Source organism: Nocardia sp. NPDC049737 (assembly GCF_040674755.1).
Taxonomy (GTDB): Bacteria; Actinomycetota; Actinomycetes; order Mycobacteriales; family Mycobacteriaceae; genus Nocardia.
This window is the reverse complement of sequence record NZ_JBFANH010000013.1, coordinates 14,218-35,822: the sequence shown is the minus strand read 5'-3', so window position 1 is coordinate 35,822 and position 21,605 is coordinate 14,218. Positions and strand designations below refer to the sequence as shown.

Below are 21,605 nucleotides of genomic sequence, written 5' to 3'. Positions count from 1 at the left end.
CTGGAGTGCGGATGCCCGGTCATCGTCGGGAATGTGTCAGACCGAGCGGCCGAACAGTAGCTTCCACGGCATAAGGGCGGATTCCAGCTGGACCTTGAGGCTCATCTTGGAGGCGCCGAGGGTGCGCTCCTCGAACCGGATGGGCACCTCCGCGATCGTGATGCCCTTCTTGACGGTCCGATAGTTCATCTCGACCTGAAACGAGTATCCGTTGCTGCGGATCGAGGCCACGTCGATGGCGCGCAGCGTGTCAGCCTTCCACGCCTTGAATCCGGCGGTCGCGTCCTTCACGCTCAGACGCAGGATCAGGTTCACGTAGAAGTTGGCCCACGCGGACAGCGCCTTGCGGTACCACTTCCACTCCTCGGCGGTCGACCCGCCGGGCACGTAGCGGGAGCCGAGCACGACACCGGCATCGGTGGTGCTCAGCTTCTCCAGCATGGCCGGAATGACCTCGGCCGGATGTGACAGGTCGGCGTCCATCTGGATCACCACATCGGCGCCCTCGTCCAATGCCCGGGTGATCCCGGCCACGTAGGCGCGGCCTAATCCGTCCTTTTCGGTGCGGTGCAGTACGCCCACGACATTCGGCAGCTCAACCGCCAGCTTGTCGGCGATCTCACCGGTCCCGTCCGGCGAATTGTCATCCACCACGAGCACATGCAGATCGGGCACCAGCAGCGCCGTCAGCCGCTCCACCGCAACCGGCAGATTCTCCCGCTCGTTGTAGGTCGGCACAACAACGGTAACCCTCAAGGGTCGCCCTCCCTGCTCACCTGTTCCAGCCCGCAGACCCACGACAGGACCCGGAGCACTCGTCTGATTGCCAAGAACCGTACTTGATCGAACTGAAGACCACCTGAGCGCCCGCACGCTCCCGCCATCACCCGAATACCCGCGACCTGCCGACTACCTCGCAAATCACCGCACCCACCCCGCCGAGTATCCCCGGATCCGCACCGAAATCAGTTGCCGCACACCACCCCTGACGCCGGCTCACTTATCGCCATGGCGCCAATCCCGGTCCCGAGCATCTTCCCGGGCATTGCGCGCATGCACGATCTCCAACGCCCGCTCAGCAGTGGTCTGATCCGGATACGGCCCCATCCGATCCCGAAACCAACACTGCTTCCCACTCTCGGCCCGCTGATGCTTCAAGCAGTAATACCACTTCTCCGCCATCCCCCCAGCATCCCACCACCATGATCACCAAGCCCCCAATTTCCGCCCCAATGCCTGAGATCCGCTCCTTCTCCGGATCCGCCTCCTGTGGGCACGAGAGATCGCCGCACCCGAGAAAGCACACCCGGTAACCCGACGGAAAACACCACACGCGAGCAACGACCGCCCGGGCAGACCCCCCTCGAAACAACTCACCTGAGAAGCGATCACGCCCACAGGACGCACATCGACCGACAACGACACCTGGGCAGCACCACACCGAGACAAGCTCACACCAAGAAACGACCACGCCCACAGGACGCACACCGACCAGCGGCACTGGACAGCGCCACAGCCGAAACAAGGTCATGCCGTGAAAGCGGCCACGACCACAGGACGCCACTTCTACGAGAGGCCGAACTCGAGTAGCGCAACACCGGAAAACGGCCACAGCCAAGCCACGGCACACCAGGACGGACTTGGGGTTCGCGGGGCGAGAGGCCGCCGAGCGGAGCGTGAGGATCGCACCCCACAAAACACTGAACCCGCAGACTCGGCGCGCTTTCTGCGCGCAGAGTCCGCGGGTCTGCGGGTGGCCAGGGCCGGGATCGAACCGGCGACCTTCCGCTTTTCAGGCGGACGCTCGTACCAACTGAGCTACCTGGCCGCAGGCACCCGTAGTGAATGCCATACGCGAAACGCCGGATTGCTCCGGCGCTTATTTTGCGACCCTGACGGGACTCGAACCCGCGACCTCCGCCGTGACAGGGCGGCGCGCTAACCAACTGCGCCACAGGGCCTTGCGTTGCTTCCAACGATCCGAAGACCGTACCCCCTACGGGATTCGAACCCGCGCTACCGCCTTGAAAGGGCGGCGTCCTAGGCCGCTAGACGAAGGGGGCTCGCCCCGGATTTCTCCGGACCGGCTTCAACGGGTGTCCGTTGGGAGCTGGGATAGCTTATGACAGATCGGCCGCGTTTCCCAAATCGGCTGTTCAGGCTCCCAAACCGAGCTCTTCGAGTCGGGCCTGTGCGCGCCAGCCGTCGTTGCGGAACTTCTCGGCCCATTCCGGGGTGGCCATCGCCTCGACCACGACCTCGAGCGCCTCCTGGAACCGGGTCCGCAGATCGACCCCGTTGCCGAGGATATCGATCAGATAGCGCTGGCCGGCCAGGGCCGCGGAAATGGTGCGGGTGAAGCGGTCCGGGTCGGCGTCGGCGCGCAGCTGCCCCTGATCGATGGCTCGGACCGCGAGCGCTCTGGTGGCGCGGCCGAGTATCCGACCGCCGCCGGTCTGCACATCGCGATAGAAGTCCGGTTCGATGATCAATCGGAATTCGGCCTGCACGATGATGTCGTGCTCGAGTCGCAATGCCACCTCGTCGACCATCCCGTGCAGGACGTCGAGTGGACCGAGATCCGTTCTGGCAAGCCAACGCTCGGCCGAGGTGCGGTATCGGTCGACCGCGGTCTCGAGTACCGCGCGCGCGAGATCTTCCTTGGAATCGAAATGAAAGTACATAGCGCCCTTGGTGGCGCGTGAACCTTCCAAAATGCGGTTGAGCGATGCAGCGGCATAGCCGCTCTTCCCGAACTCAACGGCGGCGGACCTGATTATCGCCGCGCGTGTCCGGCGGGCCCGCTCTTGCTGCCGTGCCATGCTCGAAACGCCTCCGAAGCCTACTCGTCGCCAAATCGGTGCCCCAAAAGAACGGACCATTGGCGCGAAGTTATGAGTTTTATCAATACTTCAAACCGGGATTTCGCCCCGTTTCAAACTTTCGGTACGAAAACTTGCGAAAATCCTGAAACACACCAGCTGGTATAGTTTTCTTGCCCAGGTGCGCCGCAGGGGGTGCGCACCTGGGCATTACTTCGTCTCGGATCTGCCTCCCCCGGCGTCGACTCGTAGGAAGTCGCGTTCGGTCGTACCGGCCGCGACACGTTCGGGCACACCAACGATAAGCCGAATTCCGGATCGCCGGGTAAGTCGACGATTCTTCCGTAATTCACCAAGGCGTCACGGTACCCGGAAACACCATCCGACACGCGGCAAACCGTAGACTCCAGCGGCCCAAACACCCGGATATCTGTTACGGCAAACTTCACGCAATCGAGCAAAGTGATGCCTCGGATTTCCGAATTCGACAGCGACGCAGCATTGTTCATCCGAGCCGACCAGCGGCCCGGTCACCACGGCGCCGACCGCGCGACACCGGCCAGCCGCCTCGCTGCGTCCCCCCGAGCACTGACCCTACACCTCCCGCAAATCCAAAGAGATTGGTACGCAACATGATTGGATGGTAGCCCGGCACGGTAGGAATGAACAAAGCTGGGTACCAAATGTTTACCGGCAGCATCGCTGCCCGCGGGCATCGTGTTACCCGGCGCGCCAGCGCGACTCGGCCCCGGCACCCGACAACCCCGAGCGAACCGAAGCAAGCTTCCGACCGACGCGCCCCGCCCCCGGTTACTCGATCCGCGCCGGGCCCACTACACTGTCCATCCGCGCCCCTATAGCTCAGTTGGTAGAGCTACGGACTTTTAATCCGCAGGTCGTAGGTTCGAGCCCTACTGGGGGCACCTTGTCAGGCGTCCGGTTTCCATACCGGACGCCTGAGTCATTTCCGGTCCTTCCGAACTCGCGACCCGCATCGGCTGCGGCCATGAAACATCACATTCCACCGCTGGCTTTCTGATACCGCGAACGCGACCCCGCCCACCGGGTATCCCTCGGCAACAAGTGACTTCCCTCGCTGATTTGCTCTCGAGGTTCCCATCGGACAGATCGCCGACAAATCGACCAAGCCAGCACCACGAATGCGCTGAAGGCGGCATTGCCGACATTCCTCGGCGGATTACCGGCCCGGTCGTGCGGCCTCGACGGTCGGCGCGCTGGATCAACGCTCGGCCCGATGGAGAGCACCGGCGGCAACGATCTGGTCGCCAAGTTTCCGCCGGCTCGATCGCGATGGCCTATCCGGTGAGCAGTGGCGCACACCACAGACGCAGTTCGGCGGCGGCAGCGCGGACATACTCGGCGGTCTGCTCGGCGGCAGCGGCAAGAGTCCAGGTGGCATCGACGGCGCGATCGGAGAAGCGTTGGCCGAGAGCGCAGGTGGCGCACTCCGGAATCGCCTCGACGGACTCTTCGGCGAAGAGCGCTGAACGATCGCGATGGCGATACCTGCGGCTTTGTGCGTTACAGCACGTTGGGCTAACGACTCTCGGCCCCTAGCGATAGACCCCTTGCTGCGGGCCGAGCCCCTACACTCGGTGTGGTTGTCGAACGCCGACGTCGGCATATGACCTCTATCACGAGGTCTTATTTGTCAGCCAGATGCGTTTCGCATCACACCTACGGTGCCGTAAGGTATGGCCGCATCGGCACACGGTCTACCCCGGGGAACTGACCAGCAAGAGCACACACATGAAGGGCTTGTATATGGCAAGGGATCTGACTCAACTCGAGCTGCTCACGGAGTTGGAGCCGGTTGCCGAAGAAAACGTCAACCGGCACCTCTCCCTGGCAAAGGAATGGCATCCGCACGACTATGTCCCGTGGGATGAGGGCCGCAACTTCGCGGCACTCGGCGGGGTCGACTGGGACCCTGAGCAGTCCCGACTGAACGAGGTCGCGAAGGCGGCCATGATCACGAATCTGCTCACCGAAGACAATCTGCCCTCCTACCACCGCGAGATCGCCGAGAACTTCTCGCAGGACGGCGCCTGGGGCACCTGGGTGGGCCGCTGGACCGCCGAGGAGAACCGCCACGGCATTGTCATGCGCGACTACCTCGTGGTGACCCGTGGCGTCGATCCCGTCGCGCTCGAAGAGGCGCGCATGGTCCACATGACCAATGGATTCGCTTCGCCGACCGAGGCCGATGCGGGCTTCCTGCACTCGGTCGCGTACGTGACCTTCCAAGAGCTGGCCACCCGGGTCAGCCACCGCAATACCGGCCGGGTCTGTGACGACCCGATCGCCGACCGCATGCTGCAGCGCGTCGCGGCCGACGAGAACCTGCACATGATCTTCTACCGCAACATGTGCGGCGCGGCCCTGGATCTGTCCCCCGACCAGGCGATCGAGGCGATCACGCTGATCCTGGAGAACTTCCAGATGCCCGGCGCCGGCATGCCCAACTTCCGCCGCAACGGGGTACTGATGGCCAAGCACGGCATCTACGACCTGCGCCAGCACCTCGAAGAGGTGGTGCAGCCTGTGCTCAAGAAGTGGAACATCTTCGAACGCACCGATTTCACCGCACGCGGCGACGCCGTGCGCGAACGGCTGGGACTGTTCCTGGAGAAGCTGAGCCAGGACGTCATCAAGTTCGAAGAGCAGCGCGACCGCATGCTCGCCCGCGAGGCGAAGAAGCGCGAGCTCGCCGGTATCGCTGGCTGATCTCGACCCCGCAAACCTGAGCGCGCCGCCGCCGGATTTCTCCGGCGGCGGCGCGTTTATGTTCGGCAACGCCGATCTCGGTGGCGAACTTATAGATTCAACCGTCGAAACTCCTCGCGGCGCTACTTCACCGGCAGTGCGCCGTCGACACCGCCCACATCGGTGATCTTCCAGTCCGAGCTCTTATCCAGCGTGACGTTGTAGGTCACTGTTGTCTGCGCGCCCTCCGGACTCTGCGCATTCGTCGAACTCCCATTTACGAACACATCGACTTTGTAGTACCGCCTTGCTCCGACATCACCTTTGCGGTAATCGGCGCGGCGGTGGAGGTCCACTTCAACGGAACCAGAATCTGTTCGAGCTCGGGCGCGGTCGCATCGAACTTATTCGCCAGTTGCGCAACGGTATTCGCCTTCAGCTCGGCCATCCATGACGGTATGTCCTGATAATTGACGGTGGCCGCGCCGACCGCGTATTCGGTGGCCACCTGCTCGGCCTTCTTATCCGCGGCTTCTCGATCTTTTCGATCGGCGAGATCACCGCGGGCCGAGACGAGAAAACCGCTCAGCACGGCGACCGCGATCACCAATGCGCCGATTACCGCGCCGCGGACGACGGTGGAGATGCGAATCGACACGGTTCCCGACTTCCGATCCGACGGCTGTCCGGACTTGTCGGCCTTCGTCTCGGAGGCCTTCGCCTCGGCAGCCTTCGCCTCGGCAGCCTTACCCAGCTCCACGCCGGAGCCGTCGTGTCCGCCTGCTGCGGTGCCCTCGATCCGTTCCGTCATTCGCTCTCTCCGATGAGCCTGGTGGTCGCGGGCGATACCCGCGAGAAACAGGCTACTGAGGCCGTCTGAGACGGTCGGAGTGCCCTCGGCGCTGGGGCGCCGAGCCGGGCAATCATCTCGGGCCCGATTCCGAATCCGCCGACGATCCGGGCGCGAACCTCGACACTGGTGGTATTGCCGCCGACGGCGCGCCGCGCTGACCGGCCATACTCACAGGACCGCAGGAGGCCGAGGAAATGTCCAGCACATCGAAGGGCGACGGGGCGCTCACCGGCAAGGTTGTCGCGATCACCGGAGGCGCGCGCGGCATCGGACGCGCGAGCGCCGAGGCATTTCTCGCGGCGGGGGCCGCGGTCGCGATCGGCGATATCGATGTCGAACTGGTGGCCAAGACGGCGGCGGAGTTGGGCGCGGACCCGGAGGCCAAGATCATCGGCCTACCGCTGAACGTCACGGACAAGGCTTCCTTCGCCGCCTTCCTCGACAGCGTGGACAAGGAACTCGGCCCGCTGGATGTGCTGGTCAACAATGCGGGCATCATGCCGACCGGATTATTCGCCGACGAGGACGAGGCGATGACCGAGCGGATCATCGATATCAACCTCAACGGCGTCATCCACGGATCGCGCCTGGCCGTCGGGCGATTCATGGACCGCGGCAGCGGACATCTCATCAATATCGCGTCTTTGGCTGGGACACAGGGCTTTCCAGGGCTGGCCACCTACTGTGCGACCAAGCACGCGGTGGTCGGGTTCACCTCGGCGCTGCATCTGGAGATGAAGGAGCACGGCATACATGTCGGCGCGGTGCTGCCCGGCATCGTGCGCACCGAATTGTCCGCCGGTGCCGATATGCCGGCTTGGATTACACCGCTGACCACGGTGGATCCGGAGGACGTCGCGCAGGCGATCGTGAAGTCGGTACAGCAGGACAAACCACTGGTGACAGTGCCTCGCCGCCTCGCCGCCATCATCAAGTCAGCCCAACTGCTGCCCTACCGCGCCCAGCTGGGTGTCGCCAAATTAACCGGCGCCACAACGGCTTACGCCCATCCCGACGCGGCCGTACGCGAGATCTACCACCGCAGACTCCGCGACCAGTAATTCGAAAGCCTTACCGTGCTGCCGAATTCACGTTGACCGGGACCATGGTCGACCGTTGACGAATTCCGCAGTGCCACTGCGACTTTCCGCACGAGTGGGGACGCGAACGCGGCAGATGAGGTCCAGGATCCGGAGTACGACGCATACGTCCCAGCGCAAGCGTATGCGGCCGAGTTCGTAAACCGGTTGTCGAACCCGGAAGCGCGCGGCGGGGACGTCGCACATCGTCGCTTCGCAGCCTGGGATGGACGCGCCTTCGGGAAGCTGACCGGGCAGAGCACACAGGAAAAATCTTCCTACTTCCAAAACCGGAATCACGGCGAGGGCCGAACAGGGCGCAGTACCGCTGATGAGACACTGGTGGGCGTGACGATTACTGCTGAGGCCAAGAGCATGCTGCGGATCGGGCCGTATCCGGTCGATCCGGCGGTGGTGCTCGCGCCGATGGCGGGCATCACCAACCTGGCGTTTCGGAAGTTGTGCCGGGAGTTCGGTAGCTCCACCTCGATCTATGTGTGCGAGATGATCACCGCGCGGGCGGTGGTCGAGCGCAATGAGAAGACGCTGCACATGATGTCCTTCGACGCGGACGAGCATCCGCGCTCGATGCAGCTCTACGGTGTGGATCCCGCCACACTCGGCGAGGCCGTGCGGATCATTGTCGGCGAAGGCTGGGCCGATCACATCGACCTCAATCTCGGCTGCCCGGTGCCGAAGGTCACTCGACTGGGTGGCGGCGCGGCGCTGCCGTACAAGCGCGCACTGTTCAGCAAGATCGTCAAGGCGATGGTTTCCGGCGCCGAACCGGCCGGTGTTCCGGTGACAGTGAAGTTCCGCATCGGCATCGACGACAACCACCTCACCTACTTGGACGCCGGCCGCATCGCCGAGGCCGAGGGCGCCAAGGCCGTCGCATTGCACGCCCGCACCGCCGCACAGCGGTATTCGGGCCAGGCCGACTGGACGGCGATCGCCCGGCTCAAGGAGGCCGTCACGACGATCCCGGTGCTCGGCAACGGCGATATCTTCTCGGCGGCCGACGCGGTTCGGATGATGGACGAAACCGGTTGCGACGGAGTCGTTGTCGGGCGCGGCTGCCTCGGCCGCCCGTGGCTGTTCGCCGAATTGCAGGCGGCACTGCGGGGCGAGGCGCTGCCCGAGGCACCGAATCTCGGACGCGTCGGCGAGGTGCTGTACCGGCACGGCGCCCTGCTCGCCGAACACCTGGGCGAGGACAAGGCCATGCGCGATCTGCGCAAACATATGGCCTGGTATCTGATGGGCTTCCCGGTCGGCGCGGACCTGCGCCGCTCGTTCGCCACCGTGTCGAGCCTCACCCAATTGCAGGACCTCATCGGCGAACTCGACCCGAAGGCGCCCTTCCCCCGTGACGCCGAGGGCCCGCGCGGGCGCCAGGGTTCGCCGGGCAAGGTGGCGCTACCGCACGGCTGGCTCGACGATCCCGATGATCCGGCCGTCCCCGCGGGTGCGGATCTGATGCACAGCGGCGGTTGATCGTTTCGAGCGACCCGCAGGCGATCTGTACGTGCATTCGCACTGTCATCCGATCGTCAGAAACCCTCCGACCAGCACACATCCAGATGTGCGACACAACCTCGGCTCGCCGATTTCGCACTGGGCTGGCTCGCCGTGGCGGAATCGTTATCATTGGCGGAATCGGTCATGCCGGTCGAAAGCGGCCGAAACGGCAGCGGAGACGAAAAGCGAGGTTCGTTGGTGGGTGACGATCGGCACGGGCAGTCGCCACGGCCCGGAGGTCGCGCCCCGTGGGAGCGCTATCCCACGGCGGATTACACCGAACGCGACGGTGCACGGTCCTCACGCAGAGCCCGACATAACGATCCTGATTCCGGCTCGGCACCGCTGACGGTTCAGGACCTGGTCCAGAAGGTCGACAACGAACGCAGCGGGCGCAGACGTCGGTCCACGCCACCGGACGCACCGCCCACGCATGCGAACCGGGCTGCCCCGCAGCCGCCCGAAGCCTCCGCACGCCAAGCCGACACCCCGCCGCGCAAATCGAGCGCTCCAGCGGCGCGCCAAGCGGACGCACCGCCCCGGACCTCCGCCATGCCTTCCGGACGTAACGGCGACGCGCCTCGCACCTCGGCCACGCCAGCCGGACGCAAAGCCGACGCACCGCGTACATCGGCCATGCCCACCGGACGCAACGACGGGGCACCTCGCACGTCGGGCAACCCGGCCGCCCGCAAAACCGACGCACCCCGCACGTCGAGCAACCCGGCCGCCCGCAAAACCGACGCACCCCGTACCTCGAGCACCCCAGCCGCCCGCAAAACCGACGCACCCCGTACGACGGCCACTCCAGCCGCCAAGGCCGACGCCACCCGCCGTTCGGCGGCCTCCGCGGTCGTCGACGACATCGCGGGCACCCCGACAACCGCACGCACCGGGAAACGCCGCGCATCGACAATTTCCGGGAAAGAACCCCCTGAAGTCGTCACCGACGTAATCCCCCCGGTCGAGGAAACCCCGCGCCCCAAGAAGCGCACCATCGGCTGGCCGACCACCGATCCGGATGAGCCGACAACCGCAACCGCATCCACCCGCGTCGGCCTGTCCCGGCTCGCCGCGAGTAAACAACGCCGCAATAAGCGGCTGCAGGTTGCTGGACGCGCCAGCCTGACAATCTGTGCGGTGGTCGCCCTGCTGGTCACCGGCGGCGGCTGGAGCTATCTACGCTCGACCGCCAATGGCTTCACTCAGGTCTCCGCACTCGACGACCATCCCGAAGACGTCCTCGACTCCGGCGCCCAACTCGGCGACGAGAATTTCCTCCTCGTCGGCACCGACACTCGTGCGGGCGTCAACGGCCAGGTCGGCGCCGGCACCCTGGACGATGCCGAGGGCTCCCGCGCCGACACCGTCATGCTGGTGAACATCCCCAAGAACCGCTCGCGCGTCGTGGTGGTCTCGTTCCCCCGCGACCTCGATGTCAGCCGTCCGCAGTGCAACGGCTGGGACAACGACAAGGCCGAGTACACCAACGAGGTCTTCCCCGCGGCCATGGGCGACAAGCTCAATGCCGTGTACGCGCTCGCCGGACCGAAATGTCTGGTCAATGTGATCCGCAAGATGACGGGTCTGAGCATCGGACACTTCATCGGCATCGACTTCGCCGGATTCGAGGCAATGGTCGATCAGGTCGGCGGCGTCGATGTCTGTACACCGAAGCCGATCATCGATGGCATTCTCGGCACCGTGCTGGAGAATCCGGGCCACCAGCACATCAATGGTGAGACCGCACTCAACTATGTGCGCGCCAGGCACGTCTACGGCGAGGAACGCAGCGACTACGACCGGATCAACCGGCAGCAGCGCTTCCTGGCCTCGCTGCTGCGCGGTGCGCTGTCGAGCCGGGTGCTCTTCGATCCCGGCAAGTTGAACGGCTTCATCTCCGCGTTCACCAGCCACACCTTCGTCGACAAGGTGCAACCGACCGACCTGCTGACCCTGGGCCGCTCGCTGCAGAAGGTCGACGCGGGCGCGGTCACCTTCTTGACCATCCCGACCGCGGGCACCACCTCCTACGGCAACGAGATCCCGCGCGATTCGGATATCAAAGCGATCTTCCGCGCCGTCATCGATGACCAGCCGCTGCCCGGCGAGAAGAAGTCGACCCCGGCCCCCGGTTCGATCCCGTCGTCCCAGCCGGCGCCACCGAAGCTGACCGCGGTCGATCCGAGTTCGGTATCGCTGCTGGTCTCCAATGGTTCGGACACACCCGGCGCGGCCAACAAGGCGGCGACCAAGCTCGGCAATCAGGGCTTCCAGATCTACAACACAGGCAATTACTCGGGCGGGAATACCGAGGTCGCCACCAAGGTGCGCTTCGCGCCCGGCCATGAGGCCGAGGCGGCCACGGTGGCTAGTTCGCTGCCCGGAGCGTCGATGGAGCAGTCGAACAGTCTCGGTGGCATCATCGAGGTCGTGATCGGTGCCGATAACCCGACCATTCGCACTCCCACACCGGTCGGCGATTCGATCTCGAACGTCTCGGTCACCGTGGCGAGTGCGGAACCGGTCACACTGCCCTCGGACCTGGAGCACGTCAACGCCGCGGACGAAACCTGCAAGTAGGGAAGGCCGTGAGCTGGGGCAACGTTCTCGCTAACGTTCGGCACCGCCCATTAACCCAGTGTTGGTGACTAGGTCAGCACCTGGCACTAATGTCTCTTTTCATGCGTGTCATCTACAACGAGCAAATGGCCGACCTTGCCCACCTGCTGGGCGAGATGGCCGGTCTGGCGGGTTCGGCGATGGAACGGGCCACCCAGTCTCTGCTCCAGGCCGATCTCACTCTGGCTGAAGCGGTGATCGGCGAGGGCGACCGGATCGCCGAAATGATCACCGATGCCGAGGAGAAGGCGTTTGCCCTGCTTGCGCTGCAGGCGCCGGTGGCGGGCGACCTGCGGCAGGTGGTGAGCGCGATCCAGATCGTCCAGGACGTCAACCGGATGGGCGCGCTGGCGCTGCACGTGGCCAAGGTGACCCGGCGGCGCCACCCCAACCACGCGCTACCCGAGGCGGTGAATGGCTACTTCGCGGAAATGGGCCGAGTAGCGGTGAATATGGGTGCCGGCGCCAGGGAGGTGCTCGAGTCCCGCGATCCGGAGCGCGCCGCGCAGCTCAACGATGACGACGAGGCAATGGACGATCTGCACCGTCACCTGTTCACGTTGCTGATGGATCGCGACTGGAAGTACGGCGTCGCCGCGGCCGTCGATGTCACGCTGCTCGGCCGCTACTACGAGCGCTTCGCCGACCATGCCGTGGAGATCGGCCGCCGGGTGATCTTCCTGGTAACCGGTGAGCTGCCGCCGGATCCCGACGTCGAGCTGTAGTCGAGTTACCCTGCCGGACAACGAAACACGGCACGCACCGGCGCGCCGGGGCTCGGTCACGCGCCCCGGCGGCCACGAATAGCGGTGTCCGACATAGCAAAAGGCCCGCACCTTAGTGCGGGCCTTTTGGTTTGCCGCTTATCCGAAGCGACCGGAGATGTAGTCCTCCGTCGCCTTCTGCCCCGGGTTGGAGAAGATCTTCTCGGTATCGTCGATCTCGATCAGCTTGCCCGGCTTGCCCTGCGCCTCCAGGTTGAAGAAGCCGGTCTGGTCACTCACGCGCGCGGCCTGCTGCATATTGTGCGTGACGATGACGATGGTGAATTCCTTCTTCAGCTCGGTGATCAGGTCCTCGATCGCCAAGGTGGAGATCGGGTCCAGTGCCGAACACGGCTCGTCCATCAGCAGCACATCCGGCGATACCGCGATGGCGCGCGCGATGCACAGACGCTGCTGCTGACCGCCGGAGAGGCCACCGCCCGGCTTGTCCAGCCGGTCTTTGACCTCGTTCCACAGGTTGGCGCCGCGCAACGAACGCTCGGCGACCTCGTCGAGCTCCTTCTTGTTGCGCACACCCTGCAGCTTCAGTCCGGCCACCACATTGTCGCGAATCGACATGGTGGGGAACGGATTCGGACGCTGGAACACCATGCCGATGGTGCGGCGCACGCCGACCGGATCGACGGTGGAGCCGTAGATGTCCTCGCCGTCCAGCAGCACCGCGCCATCGACGCGGGCACTCGGGGTCACCTCGTGCATCCGGTTGAGCGAACGCAGCACGGTGGACTTACCGCAACCCGACGGGCCGATGAAGGCGGTCACGCTGCGCGGCAGTACCGACAGCTTGACATCGGCAACCGCATGGAATTTGCCGTAGTAGATATTCAGGTCTTTGACATCGATCCGCTTGGCCATTTTTCCGTTCGCTTCTATCGGTTCCGCGTGAGCAGCTTGTTGACGACCGCGGCCGCCGCGTACAGCAGGGCGATCAGCAGGATCAGTGTCAATGCCGCGCCCCACACCCGGGCTCGGCCGGCCGGTTCCGGGTTCGCCAACTCCTGGTAGATCAGCAGCGGCAACGACGCCATATTGCCGTCGAACAGGTTGGTATTGATCGACTTGCTGTAGCCGACAAGCACCAGCACCGGCGCGGTCTCACCCATGACCCGGGCGAGCGAGAGCAGGATGCCGCTGATCATGCCGGGCGCCGCGGTCGGCACCACGATCCGAACGATGGTCTTCCACTTGGGAATTCCGAGCGCGTAGGACGCCTCGCGCAGCTCGTCGGGAACCAGTTTCAGCATTTCCTCGGTGCTGCGAATCACCACCGGGAGCATGAGCAGAACCAGCGCCAGCGATACCGCAAGCGAACTCTGTGGGAAGCCCATGGTCGCGATCCACAGCGCGAAGATGAACAGCGCCGCGACGATCGACGGGACACCAGCGAGGATGTCGACCATGAAGGTGGTGACCTTGGCCAGCACGCCACGCCCGTATTCGACCAGGTACACCGCGGCCATGATGCCCAGCGGCACCGCGAGGACGGCGGCGACGAGAGTCTGCACGATCGTGCCGTAGATCGCGTGGTACACACCGCCACCGGACTGGTCCGGCAGGATGCCCTTCTGCGATTTCTGCCACCAGTCCGGCGAGACGACGGACTCGAGGCCCTTCGACACCACCATGAACAGCACCCAGATCAGTGGCACGAGCGCGATGGCGAAGCACGCCCAGACCACTCCGGTCGCGAGGCTGTTCTTGACTCGGCGGGCCGTGCTCACATGCCGGAAAGTGGGCGCCTTGACCGGCTTGTCGAAAGTCGTCGTGGTGGTCATTACCCGTTCACCCTTCCACCGGACACGAGCCGCGCCAGCGCGTTGACGATGAAGGTCAGCGCGAACAGCACGAAGCCGGCCGCGATGTAGGCGCCGGTCGGCAGCGGCTGACTGAATTCCGAAGCGGCGGCGGCGATTTTGGAGGCGAAGGTGTAGCCGCCGTCGAACAGCGACCAGTGACCGGCCTGTGCCGAGGTGCGCAGGATGACCAATACCGCGATCGTCTCACCGAGCGCGCGGCCCAGGCCGAGCATGGAACCGGCGATCACACCGCTGCGGCCGTATGGCAGCACCGTCATCCGGACCATCTCCCATTTGGTCGCGCCGAGTGCCTGCGCTGCCTCGATATGCGAGACGGGCGTCAGGTTGAAGACCTCGCGGGAAACCGAGGTGATGATCGGCAGGATCATCACCGCCAGCACCACGCCCGCGGTGAAGATCGTGCCGCCGCCGGAGATCGACACATTGCCGTCGGAAAACAGAAAGAACCAGCCGAGCTTGTCGTTCAAGAAGGTCTCGACCGGTTCGATCCGCGGCGCGAGTACCAGGAAGCCCCAGAGACCGAACACGATCGACGGCACCGCCGCGAGCAGATCGACGAGCATCGCGAAGGGACGCGCCATCGACTTCGGCGAATAGTGGGTCAGGAACAGTGCGATGCCCACACCGATGGGCACCGCGATCACCAGCGCGAGTATCGAGCTCAGCACCGTGACCATGAGCAGGTCCCGGATGCCGAAGCGCAGGTGATCGGCACTGGTGGTGTTGAACTCGCTACTGGTGAAGAAGTTCGCCTCGTTCGCCATGATCGAGGGCCACGCACGGATCAGCAGGAATAGCGCGATCAGTGCGATGGCCGCAACGACCGTCGCACCGGCCGCGGTGGCAAGCGACCGGAAGATGACCTCGGCCCGCTGGTTGTGGCCGGGGCGGGCCTTCGGTGAGGCCGGTTCGGTGCTCGGTTCACTCGACATAGGGGCAGTATCTCCAGCCGCCCGCGGGCCAGTCGAGTCCGACTGGCCCGCGGCGGTCACCTCAGGGTGCACGGTCATGGCGTGGCAGCTATCAGGAAATGGCGTTGATCGCGGTGGTCAGCTTGGTCTTGAACTTGTCCGGGATCGCGACGTAGCCCGCGGTGTCCAGACCCTTCTGGCCATTGTTGACGGCCGAAGTCAGGAATGCCTTGACCGCCTTGGCGGTATCGGCGTCGGCGTACTTCGAGCAGACGATCTCGTAGGTCGGCAGGATGATCGGGTATGCGCCGGCCGCGGTGGGCTTGTAGAACGACGAGGTGTCGAGCACCAGGTCGTTGCCCTCACCCTTGATCTTCACGCTGTCGACGGCCTTGGCCGCGGACTCCGGGGTCAGCTTGACCGGGTCCTTGGAGGCCGACGTAACGACCTGCGCGATGGACAGGTTCTGCGCCTTGGCGAAGGACCACTCGTTGTAGGTGATCGAGTTCTTGGTGCTCTTGATGGCGGCCGAGGTGCCCTCGTTGCCCTTGGCACCCTCACCGACACCGCCGTTGAAGGTCTTGCCCGCGCCCTTGCCCCACGCGCCGTCGGCGGCGGCGTCGAGGTAGAGCTGGAAGTTGTCGGTGGTGCCCGACTCATCGCTGCGGAAGATCACCGAGATCTTGTCCGAGGGCAGCTTGGCGCTCGGGTTCAGCGCCTTGATCTCCGGGGCATCCCAGGTGGCGATGGTGCCGTTGAACACCTTGGCAGCGGTCGGGCCGTCGAGCACCAGATCGCTCACGCCGTCGATGTTGTAGGTGATGGCGATCGGGCCGAAGACGGTCGGCAGGTTCCATGCCGGGGCGCCGCAGCGCTCCTGTGCCTTGGCGGGTTCACCCTTCTTGTCGCTCAGCGGCGAGTCCGAACCGGCGAAATCGGTCTGGCCGCCGAGGAATTCGTTGACGCCGGCGCCGGAACCACTGGAGGTGTAGTTCAGCGTAGAGCCGCTGCAGTTGGCCTCGTAGGCGGCGACGAAGCGGTCCATGGCGTTCTTCTGGGCCGAGGAACCACTGGCCTTGAGGGCCTTCTTACCGCCACAGGCGACATCGACCTTGGCAGCGGAATCGCCGGTGGCAGAGGTGTTGTCGTCACTGCCACAGGCGGCCAGGGGCATGGCGACGGCGGCCAGCACACCGATCAGGGCGCTGCTGCGCTTGAAGTTCACTTGTTCCTCCGGGAATCGCGTTCGACACGCCCGGTCCCTCACCGGCCCGGGCGGGTTTCGTGGTGCCGTTCGCGGGGAACTTGCGCACCAGGCGGCAACGGTGCCGCCCTTATGTAACGTAAGGTCGCTCGGTTGACATTTGGACCAGGCTGGGTGAACGGAGGGTGAACAGCCCGGCGCGATTGCTCCCGTTATGTGTGACATTTGCCCCAGTGTTACTCGAGCAACCCCGGCGGTCCGCTTGCTATTCAGTCAGCGGCCGAATACGCGACATCGACATGTGACCGTTCGAAGCCGAGTCGCGTGTAGGTGCGCACGGCCGCGGTGTTGTCGGCCTCGGTGTAGAGCAGAACCTCCGGCAGGCCACGTTCGCGCAGGTAGCGCAGGCCCGCGAGGGTCAGCAGGCGGCCGAGTCCCCGCCCCTGCGCGGCCGAATCAATGCCGACCACGTAGACCTCGCCGACCGGTGGGTTGTTCTCGTAATGCACCTTGGTCCAGTGGAATCCGAGTATGCGGTCCGGATCGGCCGGATCCACAGCGATGAACAGCCCCTTCGGGTCGAACCAGGACTCCTCGTGCCGAACCGTGATATCGCGCTGGGTCCAGCCGCCCTGTTCCGGATGCCAGGCGAAGGCGACGTTATTGACACGCAACAGTTCGGCATCGTCGGCGGTGCCTTCGTAGGTCCGCAGCACGATACCTTCCGGAACGACCAACTCCGGTAGCTCCGGCGTTGCCAGCGCCCGCCGCATCTGCCACAACTCCCGTGCGACGCGCAGTCCGAGTCGGGTTGCGAGCGCCTGCGCGGCAGGCTTATTTCCGTGTGCCCACACCCGAGCACCCGATCCGCCCTTCGCCAGTGCGGCCGAGACCAATTCCGCACCGATACCGTGGCCGCGAGCAGCGGGATCGACGGCAACCTCCGCCATTGCGGGGTGTTCGCCATGTGCGGGAACGAGATTCGCGTATCCGGCTACGACACCGTCACGCACCGCGACCAGATGTTCGGCTGCGGAATCGGTCGCGGACAGCGCGAGTACGGCCTGCTCGGACACCGGTGCGACACCGTCCGCCGCGCCGGCTCGCTCGAGCAGTGCACGCACCGCCCGCGCCGGCTCGGCATCGAGGCCCGCGCTCCAGCGCAGCGTTGTCTCACCCATGAGCGTCTCCCTCGTCGATCCCATCACCGCGACGAACGCGCGAATCCCGCGCACCATTCCTTCGGATCAAGATCAGGTGGATCCGGCGGCGGCTTCTCGGGCTCGAATGCCGCCATGGATTCCACTCGATCCCGAGCTGCTACGGCACGGAACCGTTGACGGTGACAGGCGGGGAGTCGTCGGTGCCCTCGGCCGATTCGTCCTCGTGGAACGTGACGTGATCGCCCTTGGTGGTGCGCGCGGGTCGGACGGCCTTGTAGCCGACATTGCGGACGGTGCCGATCAGCGATTCGTACTCGCTGCCGAGCTTGGCGCGCAGGCGTCGCACGTGCACGTCGACGGTGCGGGTGCCACCGAAGAAGTCGTAGCCCCAGACCTCCTGCAGCAGCTGGGCCCGGGTGAAGACCCGGCCCGCGTGCTGTGCGAGGTATTTGAGAAGTTCGAATTCCTTGTAGGTGAGATCCAGCGGGCGACCGCGCAGCCGGGCGGTATAGGTGCCCTCATCGATCACCAATTCACCGAGGGTGATCTTGCCGGTGTTCTCCGGGCTCGCGACACCGCCGTTGCGGCCGACCAGCAGGCGCAGCCGGGCGTCCAGTTCGGCCGGTCCGGTACCGGGCAGCAGAATGTCGTCCAGGCCCCAGTCGGCATTGACCGCGACCAGTCCGCCCTCGGTCAGCACGGCGACCACCGGCACCGACGAGCCGGTGCTGCCGAGTAGTCGGCACAGGCCGCGGGCCGCGGCCAGGTCGGTGCGCGCATCGACGAGCGCGACATCCGCGGTCCCCGCCTCGAGCAGGGACGCCACCTCGGTCGGCGCCGGGCGCACATTGTGCGCCAGCAGCGACAGTGCGGGCAGTACCGACTCAGGGTTGGGGTCGGAGGTCAGCAGGAGCAGCTCCACAAGCCCTCCTCCCATCTAGTAGCTCCGGACAACAGCCACACCGCCGGGGCCACGTCGCTGATCACAGGTAATCGGATGCAAGATTAGCGCGTGAACACCGATGACCTCGCCATCCGGGGTTAGTGTGGCACCTCGACAGAGACGTGCGATACCCGAAACGCACCGCCAAGTAGTGTTGCCCGCATGCGCAAGCTGATCATCGGGCTGCTGTGCCTCGCGGCACTGGCGGTAGTCATCGATTTCGGCGCCGCCGCCTACTCCGAGTACCGCGTGTCGCGTGCCCTGCGTGTTGGCGCCGACCTCACCGCGGATCCCGACGTGGTCATCTTTGGGTTCCCCTTTCTCACCCAGGCGCTCGACGGCCGCTACCAGACCGTCGATATCCGCGCGCGCGTCATGCGACCCGATATCCCCGGCGAAATCTCGATCGGCGCGACGTTGACCGGAGCCCACCTTTCCATCGGCGACCTCACCGACGGGAACGTGCGCGCGGTTCCGGTGGATCGGGTCGAGGGGCAGATGCGGCTCGAGCCGACCGAACTCGGCAAGCTGTTCAAAATCCCTGACCTGCAAGTACATTCAGCCCCGGGGAATAAATCCGACGGCACGGGCGGATCGGGCGGGTCCGGTATGACCACCGGCGGGCAACTCCTGCTCACCGGCACCATGCCCGGCAGGGCGCCGAGCAAGCCGGGTGCACAGCTCGGCGGTGACAATGTGAGTGTGACGGCAGATCTCGTGGTCGACGGCGATCAGGTCAAGATCATCGCGACCAGCATCTACCGTGGTACGGGTGATGCAACGACGACCGCGGTCGTCACCGATACCGAGCGCCCCAAGGTGCTCGAGCAGTTCACCCGGACAATCGATACGAACGAACTGCCGTTCGGGCTGCGGCCGACGAAGGTCTCGGCACAGGGCGGCCAGATCGTCATCGACGCCAAGGCCGAGAACGTGACCATCGACCTGGACAGATTGCGGCGACCATGATTGAAATCACAATCCTGCTGGTGGTGCTGCTCGCCACGGTGGCGGTCGGGGTGGTGCTGCAGCGCCGCAACGGCACGCTGCGCGCGAGCGGCACCGAGACTCAGGACGAGTCGGCGCGCACCGATCTGCTGGCATCGGTCGGCGCCGACAACTCGGGCCCGGCGGTGCTGCACTTCTCTGCCGACTGGTGCGGACCGTGCGCCGCGGTGCGCCGGGTCGTCGCCGGAGTGACCGAGGAATTGTCCGGATCGCCGCGCCCGCCGCTGGATATCGAGGTCGATATCGATGCCGAGCCCGCGCTGGCCAAGGAACTGAACGTGCTCTCGCTGCCGACCACCTTCGTCTTCGATATCGAAGGGCGGGAACGATTCCGTATCTCCGGCGTTCCCAAGTCCGCGGACCTGCGCACCGCGCTCGAGCCGCTGACTGTGGGGTAACTCTTCCGGTGGATCGCCGCTGACGGTGGAAAAACAGGGCGTGACAAGGGTTCATAGCAACTGTGACGTACCCCGGGTCCAATTCTCCGGCAGAACCAGGTAAACTCCTCTGCGTGCAAGCCAACCACGAGCTGATGCTCACCCGACGCCGCACAGTTGACCTGTGTCGCCTCGGTGGTTGTTGCTGCCTGTGTGGCTGAGCGGTCGGCTCCCTCAGAATTCCTGATGCCGACCTGCGTCCGTCGTGCGAGTGATCTCTGGATCCCCCGGCGAACTGGCATTTTTCCCGCCAACAGCGAAATTCAGCGCAGGAGTACGCACAATGTCCACAAATTCCCGAAACACAACCGTTGAGACCGGAATTCCCGCCGTCGTAGATGTGCGCGGTCCACGCTTCGCCGCGTGGGTCACCACCGGCGTGCTCGTTCTTGTCGTGCTCGCCGCAGCAGTTTCGACACCGGTCGCCGCAGTGCTCATCGCCGCCCAGGCGGTGGTGTTCGCGATCGGCGCGGCCTACGGTCCGCGTCGGCATCCCTACGGCCGGATCTTCGCCGCGTTCGTCGCGCCGCGCCTCGGTCCGACCCTCGAAACCGAACCCGTGGCCCCGCTGCGGTTCGCCCAACTACTCGGCCTGGTCTTCAGTGCCGTCAGCCTGCTGGGTTTCCTGGTCGGCTCTACCGTCGTCGGCGCGGTGTTCGCCGGCTTCGCCCTGTTCGCGGCGTTCTTGAACGCGGCGTTCGGGATCTGCCTGGGTTGCCAGATCTATCCGCTGGTAGCCCGACTCCGCCGGGCAGGGCCGATGGGCGGTGTTCGCGGGCCCTCCGTGGTCACGCAAGCTACCGCCTCCGGGCCTGACACGAACACCGCTGGGTCCCCGGCGAACTGACACTGCAAGTCACCACCCCGAAAGGAACAACATGGCTCGCTCCGATGTCCTGGTCTCCGTTGACTGGGCCGAAGAGAACCTCAACGCCCCCGGCGTCGTCTTCGTCGAGGTCGATGAGGACACCTCCGCCTACGACGGCGGCCACATCGAGGGTGCCGTTCGGCTCGACTGGAAGAAGGACCTGCAGGATCAGGTTCGTCGGGACTTCGTGAACCAGGAGCAGTTCTCCGATCTGCTCTCGGCGCGCGGCATCTCGAACGACGACGAGGTCGTGCTCTACGGCGGCAACAACAACTGGTTCGCCGCGTACGCCTACTGGTACTTCAAGCTGTACGGCCACAACAACGTCAAGCTGCTCGACGGCGGCCGCAAGAAGTGGGAGCTCGACGGTCGTCCGCTGTCCCGCGACGCCGTGAACCGCCCGGCCACCCAGTACAAGGCCGCCGCCCCCGACCTGACCATCCGCGCATTCCGCGACGAGGTCATCGCCGCCATCGGCGCCAAGAACCTGGTCGACGTGCGCTCCCCTGACGAGTTCTCCGGCAAGATCCTGGCTCCGGCCCATCTGCCGCAGGAGCAGAGCCAGCGCCCCGGCCATATCCCCGGCGCCATCAACGTGCCGTGGAGCAAGGCCGCGAACGAGGACGGCACCTTCAAGTCCGATGCCGAGCTGACCGAGATCTACGGCGAGGCCGGACTGGACGGATCCAAGGACACCATCGCCTACTGCCGCATCGGTGAGCGTTCCTCGCACACCTGGTTCGTGCTGCAGGAGCTGCTGGGCCACCAGAATGTCAAGAACTACGACGGCAGCTGGACCGAATACGGCTCGCTCGTCGGTGCACCGATCGAATTGGGAGAGTAAT

At 65.0% G+C, this 21,605-nt stretch carries 19 protein-coding genes and 4 tRNA genes; 10 read left to right on the top strand and 13 right to left on the bottom strand.

Going from position 1 to position 21,605, the window contains the following annotated elements:
• Positions 1-36: 36 nt before the first annotated feature.
• From AB0J47_RS18845 to AB0J47_RS18825, 5 genes are all read right to left on the bottom strand, one after another.
• Positions 37-756 carry a polyprenol monophosphomannose synthase gene (locus tag AB0J47_RS18845; protein WP_364347044.1) on the bottom strand — a complete coding sequence of 240 codons (720 nt, stop codon included), beginning with the start codon at positions 754-756 and terminating at the stop codon, positions 37-39.
• Between the two features lie 998 nt (positions 757-1,754).
• A tRNA-Phe gene (locus AB0J47_RS18840) sits at positions 1,755-1,828 on the bottom strand.
• Positions 1,829-1,887: 59 nt separating this feature from the next.
• Positions 1,888-1,961: transfer RNA gene (locus AB0J47_RS18835), tRNA-Asp, on the bottom strand.
• Positions 1,962-1,990: 29 nt separating this feature from the next.
• A tRNA-Glu gene (locus AB0J47_RS18830) sits at positions 1,991-2,063 on the bottom strand.
• 93 nt (positions 2,064-2,156) lie between these two features.
• Positions 2,157-2,822 carry a TetR/AcrR family transcriptional regulator gene (locus AB0J47_RS18825; RefSeq protein WP_364347042.1) on the bottom strand — a complete coding sequence of 222 codons (666 nt, stop codon included), beginning with the start codon at positions 2,820-2,822 and terminating at the stop codon, positions 2,157-2,159.
• Positions 2,823-3,672: 850 nt separating this feature from the next.
• Here AB0J47_RS18825 and AB0J47_RS18820 point away from each other — a divergent pair.
• Positions 3,673-3,745: transfer RNA gene (locus AB0J47_RS18820), tRNA-Lys, on the top strand.
• 862 nt (positions 3,746-4,607) lie between these two features.
• Positions 4,608-5,570 (top strand): acyl-ACP desaturase, encoded by a 963-nt coding sequence (locus AB0J47_RS18815; RefSeq protein WP_364347040.1) that lies wholly within the window; start codon positions 4,608-4,610, stop codon positions 5,568-5,570.
• Between the two features lie 122 nt (positions 5,571-5,692).
• Here AB0J47_RS18815 and AB0J47_RS18810 read toward each other — a convergent pair whose 3' ends face one another.
• Together AB0J47_RS18810 and AB0J47_RS18805 are read right to left on the bottom strand one after the other, a co-directional pair.
• A complete protein-coding gene (locus AB0J47_RS18810; RefSeq protein ID WP_364347038.1) occupies positions 5,693-5,836 on the bottom strand; it encodes a hypothetical protein in 144 nt (47 codons plus the stop codon).
• Complete coding sequence (locus tag AB0J47_RS18805; protein ID WP_364347036.1) at positions 5,827-6,360, bottom strand: hypothetical protein; 534 nt, start codon at positions 6,358-6,360, stop codon at positions 5,827-5,829. Before AB0J47_RS18805 ends, AB0J47_RS18810 begins: the two co-directional genes overlap by 10 nt.
• A 236-nt stretch (positions 6,361-6,596) precedes the next feature.
• On the opposite strand from AB0J47_RS18805, the gene AB0J47_RS18800 reads away from it, so the two are divergent.
• The 4 genes from AB0J47_RS18800 to phoU all read left to right on the top strand — a co-directional run bounded on the left by AB0J47_RS18800 (position 6,597) and on the right by phoU (position 12,349).
• Positions 6,597-7,463 carry an SDR family oxidoreductase gene (locus AB0J47_RS18800; RefSeq protein ID WP_364347034.1) on the top strand — a complete coding sequence of 289 codons (867 nt, stop codon included), beginning with the start codon at positions 6,597-6,599 and terminating at the stop codon, positions 7,461-7,463.
• Positions 7,464-7,856: 393 nt separating this feature from the next.
• Entirely contained in the window at positions 7,857-8,978 is a 1,122-nt protein-coding gene (gene dusB / locus AB0J47_RS18795) for a tRNA dihydrouridine synthase DusB (RefSeq protein WP_364347361.1), read from the top strand.
• Between the two features lie 222 nt (positions 8,979-9,200).
• A complete protein-coding gene (locus AB0J47_RS18790) occupies positions 9,201-11,585 on the top strand; it encodes an LCP family protein (protein WP_364347032.1) in 2,385 nt (794 codons plus the stop codon).
• 101 nt (positions 11,586-11,686) lie between these two features.
• A complete protein-coding gene (gene phoU, locus AB0J47_RS18785; protein WP_364347030.1) occupies positions 11,687-12,349 on the top strand; it encodes a phosphate signaling complex protein PhoU in 663 nt (220 codons plus the stop codon).
• A 138-nt stretch (positions 12,350-12,487) separates the two neighbouring features.
• Here phoU and pstB read toward each other — a convergent pair whose 3' ends face one another.
• The 6 genes from pstB to AB0J47_RS18755 all read right to left on the bottom strand — a co-directional run bounded on the left by pstB (position 12,488) and on the right by AB0J47_RS18755 (position 18,426).
• Complete coding sequence (gene pstB / locus AB0J47_RS18780) at positions 12,488-13,264, bottom strand: phosphate ABC transporter ATP-binding protein PstB (RefSeq protein WP_364347028.1); 777 nt, start codon at positions 13,262-13,264, stop codon at positions 12,488-12,490.
• A 14-nt stretch (positions 13,265-13,278) separates the two neighbouring features.
• Positions 13,279-14,184, bottom strand: coding sequence for a phosphate ABC transporter permease PstA (pstA, locus tag AB0J47_RS18775; RefSeq protein WP_364347026.1), 906 nt, complete (start codon positions 14,182-14,184; stop codon positions 13,279-13,281).
• The gene (pstC, locus tag AB0J47_RS18770) at positions 14,184-15,158 is read right to left on the bottom strand and encodes a phosphate ABC transporter permease subunit PstC (protein WP_364347024.1); all 975 of its coding nucleotides are present in this window, start codon (positions 15,156-15,158) and stop codon (positions 14,184-14,186) included. The genes pstA and pstC overlap by 1 nt, the downstream gene beginning before the upstream one ends.
• Before the next feature lie 91 nt (positions 15,159-15,249).
• Positions 15,250-16,362, bottom strand: a complete 1,113-nt coding sequence (gene pstS / locus AB0J47_RS18765; protein WP_364347022.1) for a phosphate ABC transporter substrate-binding protein PstS — start codon at positions 16,360-16,362, stop codon at positions 15,250-15,252.
• 248 nt (positions 16,363-16,610) lie between these two features.
• Positions 16,611-17,522 (bottom strand): mycothiol synthase, encoded by a 912-nt coding sequence (mshD, locus tag AB0J47_RS18760; protein ID WP_364347020.1) that lies wholly within the window; start codon positions 17,520-17,522, stop codon positions 16,611-16,613.
• Positions 17,523-17,661: 139 nt separating this feature from the next.
• Entirely contained in the window at positions 17,662-18,426 is a 765-nt protein-coding gene (locus AB0J47_RS18755; protein ID WP_364347018.1) for a response regulator transcription factor, read from the bottom strand.
• Between the two features lie 183 nt (positions 18,427-18,609).
• Between AB0J47_RS18755 and AB0J47_RS18750 the strand changes: the two genes are divergently transcribed.
• The 4 genes from AB0J47_RS18750 to AB0J47_RS18735 all read left to right on the top strand — a co-directional run bounded on the left by AB0J47_RS18750 (position 18,610) and on the right by AB0J47_RS18735 (position 21,604).
• Positions 18,610-19,416 carry an LmeA family phospholipid-binding protein gene (locus AB0J47_RS18750; protein WP_364347016.1) on the top strand — a complete coding sequence of 269 codons (807 nt, stop codon included), beginning with the start codon at positions 18,610-18,612 and terminating at the stop codon, positions 19,414-19,416.
• The gene (locus AB0J47_RS18745) at positions 19,413-19,853 is read left to right on the top strand and encodes a thioredoxin family protein (RefSeq protein ID WP_364347014.1); all 441 of its coding nucleotides are present in this window, start codon (positions 19,413-19,415) and stop codon (positions 19,851-19,853) included. Before AB0J47_RS18750 ends, AB0J47_RS18745 begins: the two co-directional genes overlap by 4 nt.
• Positions 19,854-20,175: 322 nt before the next feature.
• A complete protein-coding gene (locus AB0J47_RS18740) occupies positions 20,176-20,739 on the top strand; it encodes a DUF4395 domain-containing protein (protein WP_364347012.1) in 564 nt (187 codons plus the stop codon).
• A gap of 31 nt (positions 20,740-20,770) precedes the next feature.
• Positions 20,771-21,604 (top strand): sulfurtransferase, encoded by an 834-nt coding sequence (locus AB0J47_RS18735; protein ID WP_364347010.1) that lies wholly within the window; start codon positions 20,771-20,773, stop codon positions 21,602-21,604.
• Position 21,605 lies beyond the last annotated feature (1 nt).

Excerpts from the sequence above, each read along its gene's own strand:
- AB0J47_RS18825 (WP_364347042.1), bottom strand. The coding sequence starts at position 2,822 with ATGGCACGGCAGCAAGAGCGGGCCCGCCGGACACGCGCGGCGATAATC.
- AB0J47_RS18815 (WP_364347040.1), top strand. The coding sequence starts at position 4,608 with ATGGCAAGGGATCTGACTCAACTCGAGCTGCTCACGGAGTTGGAGCCG.
- AB0J47_RS18805 (WP_364347036.1), bottom strand. The coding sequence starts at position 6,360 with ATGACGGAACGGATCGAGGGCACCGCAGCAGGCGGACACGACGGCTCC.
- AB0J47_RS18800 (WP_364347034.1), top strand. The coding sequence starts at position 6,597 with ATGTCCAGCACATCGAAGGGCGACGGGGCGCTCACCGGCAAGGTTGTC.
- dusB (WP_364347361.1), top strand. The coding sequence starts at position 7,857 with ATGCTGCGGATCGGGCCGTATCCGGTCGATCCGGCGGTGGTGCTCGCG.
- phoU (WP_364347030.1), top strand. The coding sequence starts at position 11,687 with ATGCGTGTCATCTACAACGAGCAAATGGCCGACCTTGCCCACCTGCTG.
- pstB (WP_364347028.1), bottom strand. The coding sequence starts at position 13,264 with ATGGCCAAGCGGATCGATGTCAAAGACCTGAATATCTACTACGGCAAA.
- pstA (WP_364347026.1), bottom strand. The coding sequence starts at position 14,184 with ATGACCACCACGACGACTTTCGACAAGCCGGTCAAGGCGCCCACTTTC.
- pstC (WP_364347024.1), bottom strand. The coding sequence starts at position 15,158 with ATGTCGAGTGAACCGAGCACCGAACCGGCCTCACCGAAGGCCCGCCCC.
- mshD (WP_364347020.1), bottom strand. The coding sequence starts at position 17,522 with ATGGGTGAGACAACGCTGCGCTGGAGCGCGGGCCTCGATGCCGAGCCG.
- AB0J47_RS18750 (WP_364347016.1), top strand. The coding sequence starts at position 18,610 with ATGCGCAAGCTGATCATCGGGCTGCTGTGCCTCGCGGCACTGGCGGTA.
- AB0J47_RS18745 (WP_364347014.1), top strand. The coding sequence starts at position 19,413 with ATGATTGAAATCACAATCCTGCTGGTGGTGCTGCTCGCCACGGTGGCG.
- AB0J47_RS18740 (WP_364347012.1), top strand. The coding sequence starts at position 20,176 with ATGTCCACAAATTCCCGAAACACAACCGTTGAGACCGGAATTCCCGCC.
- AB0J47_RS18735 (WP_364347010.1), top strand. The coding sequence starts at position 20,771 with ATGGCTCGCTCCGATGTCCTGGTCTCCGTTGACTGGGCCGAAGAGAAC.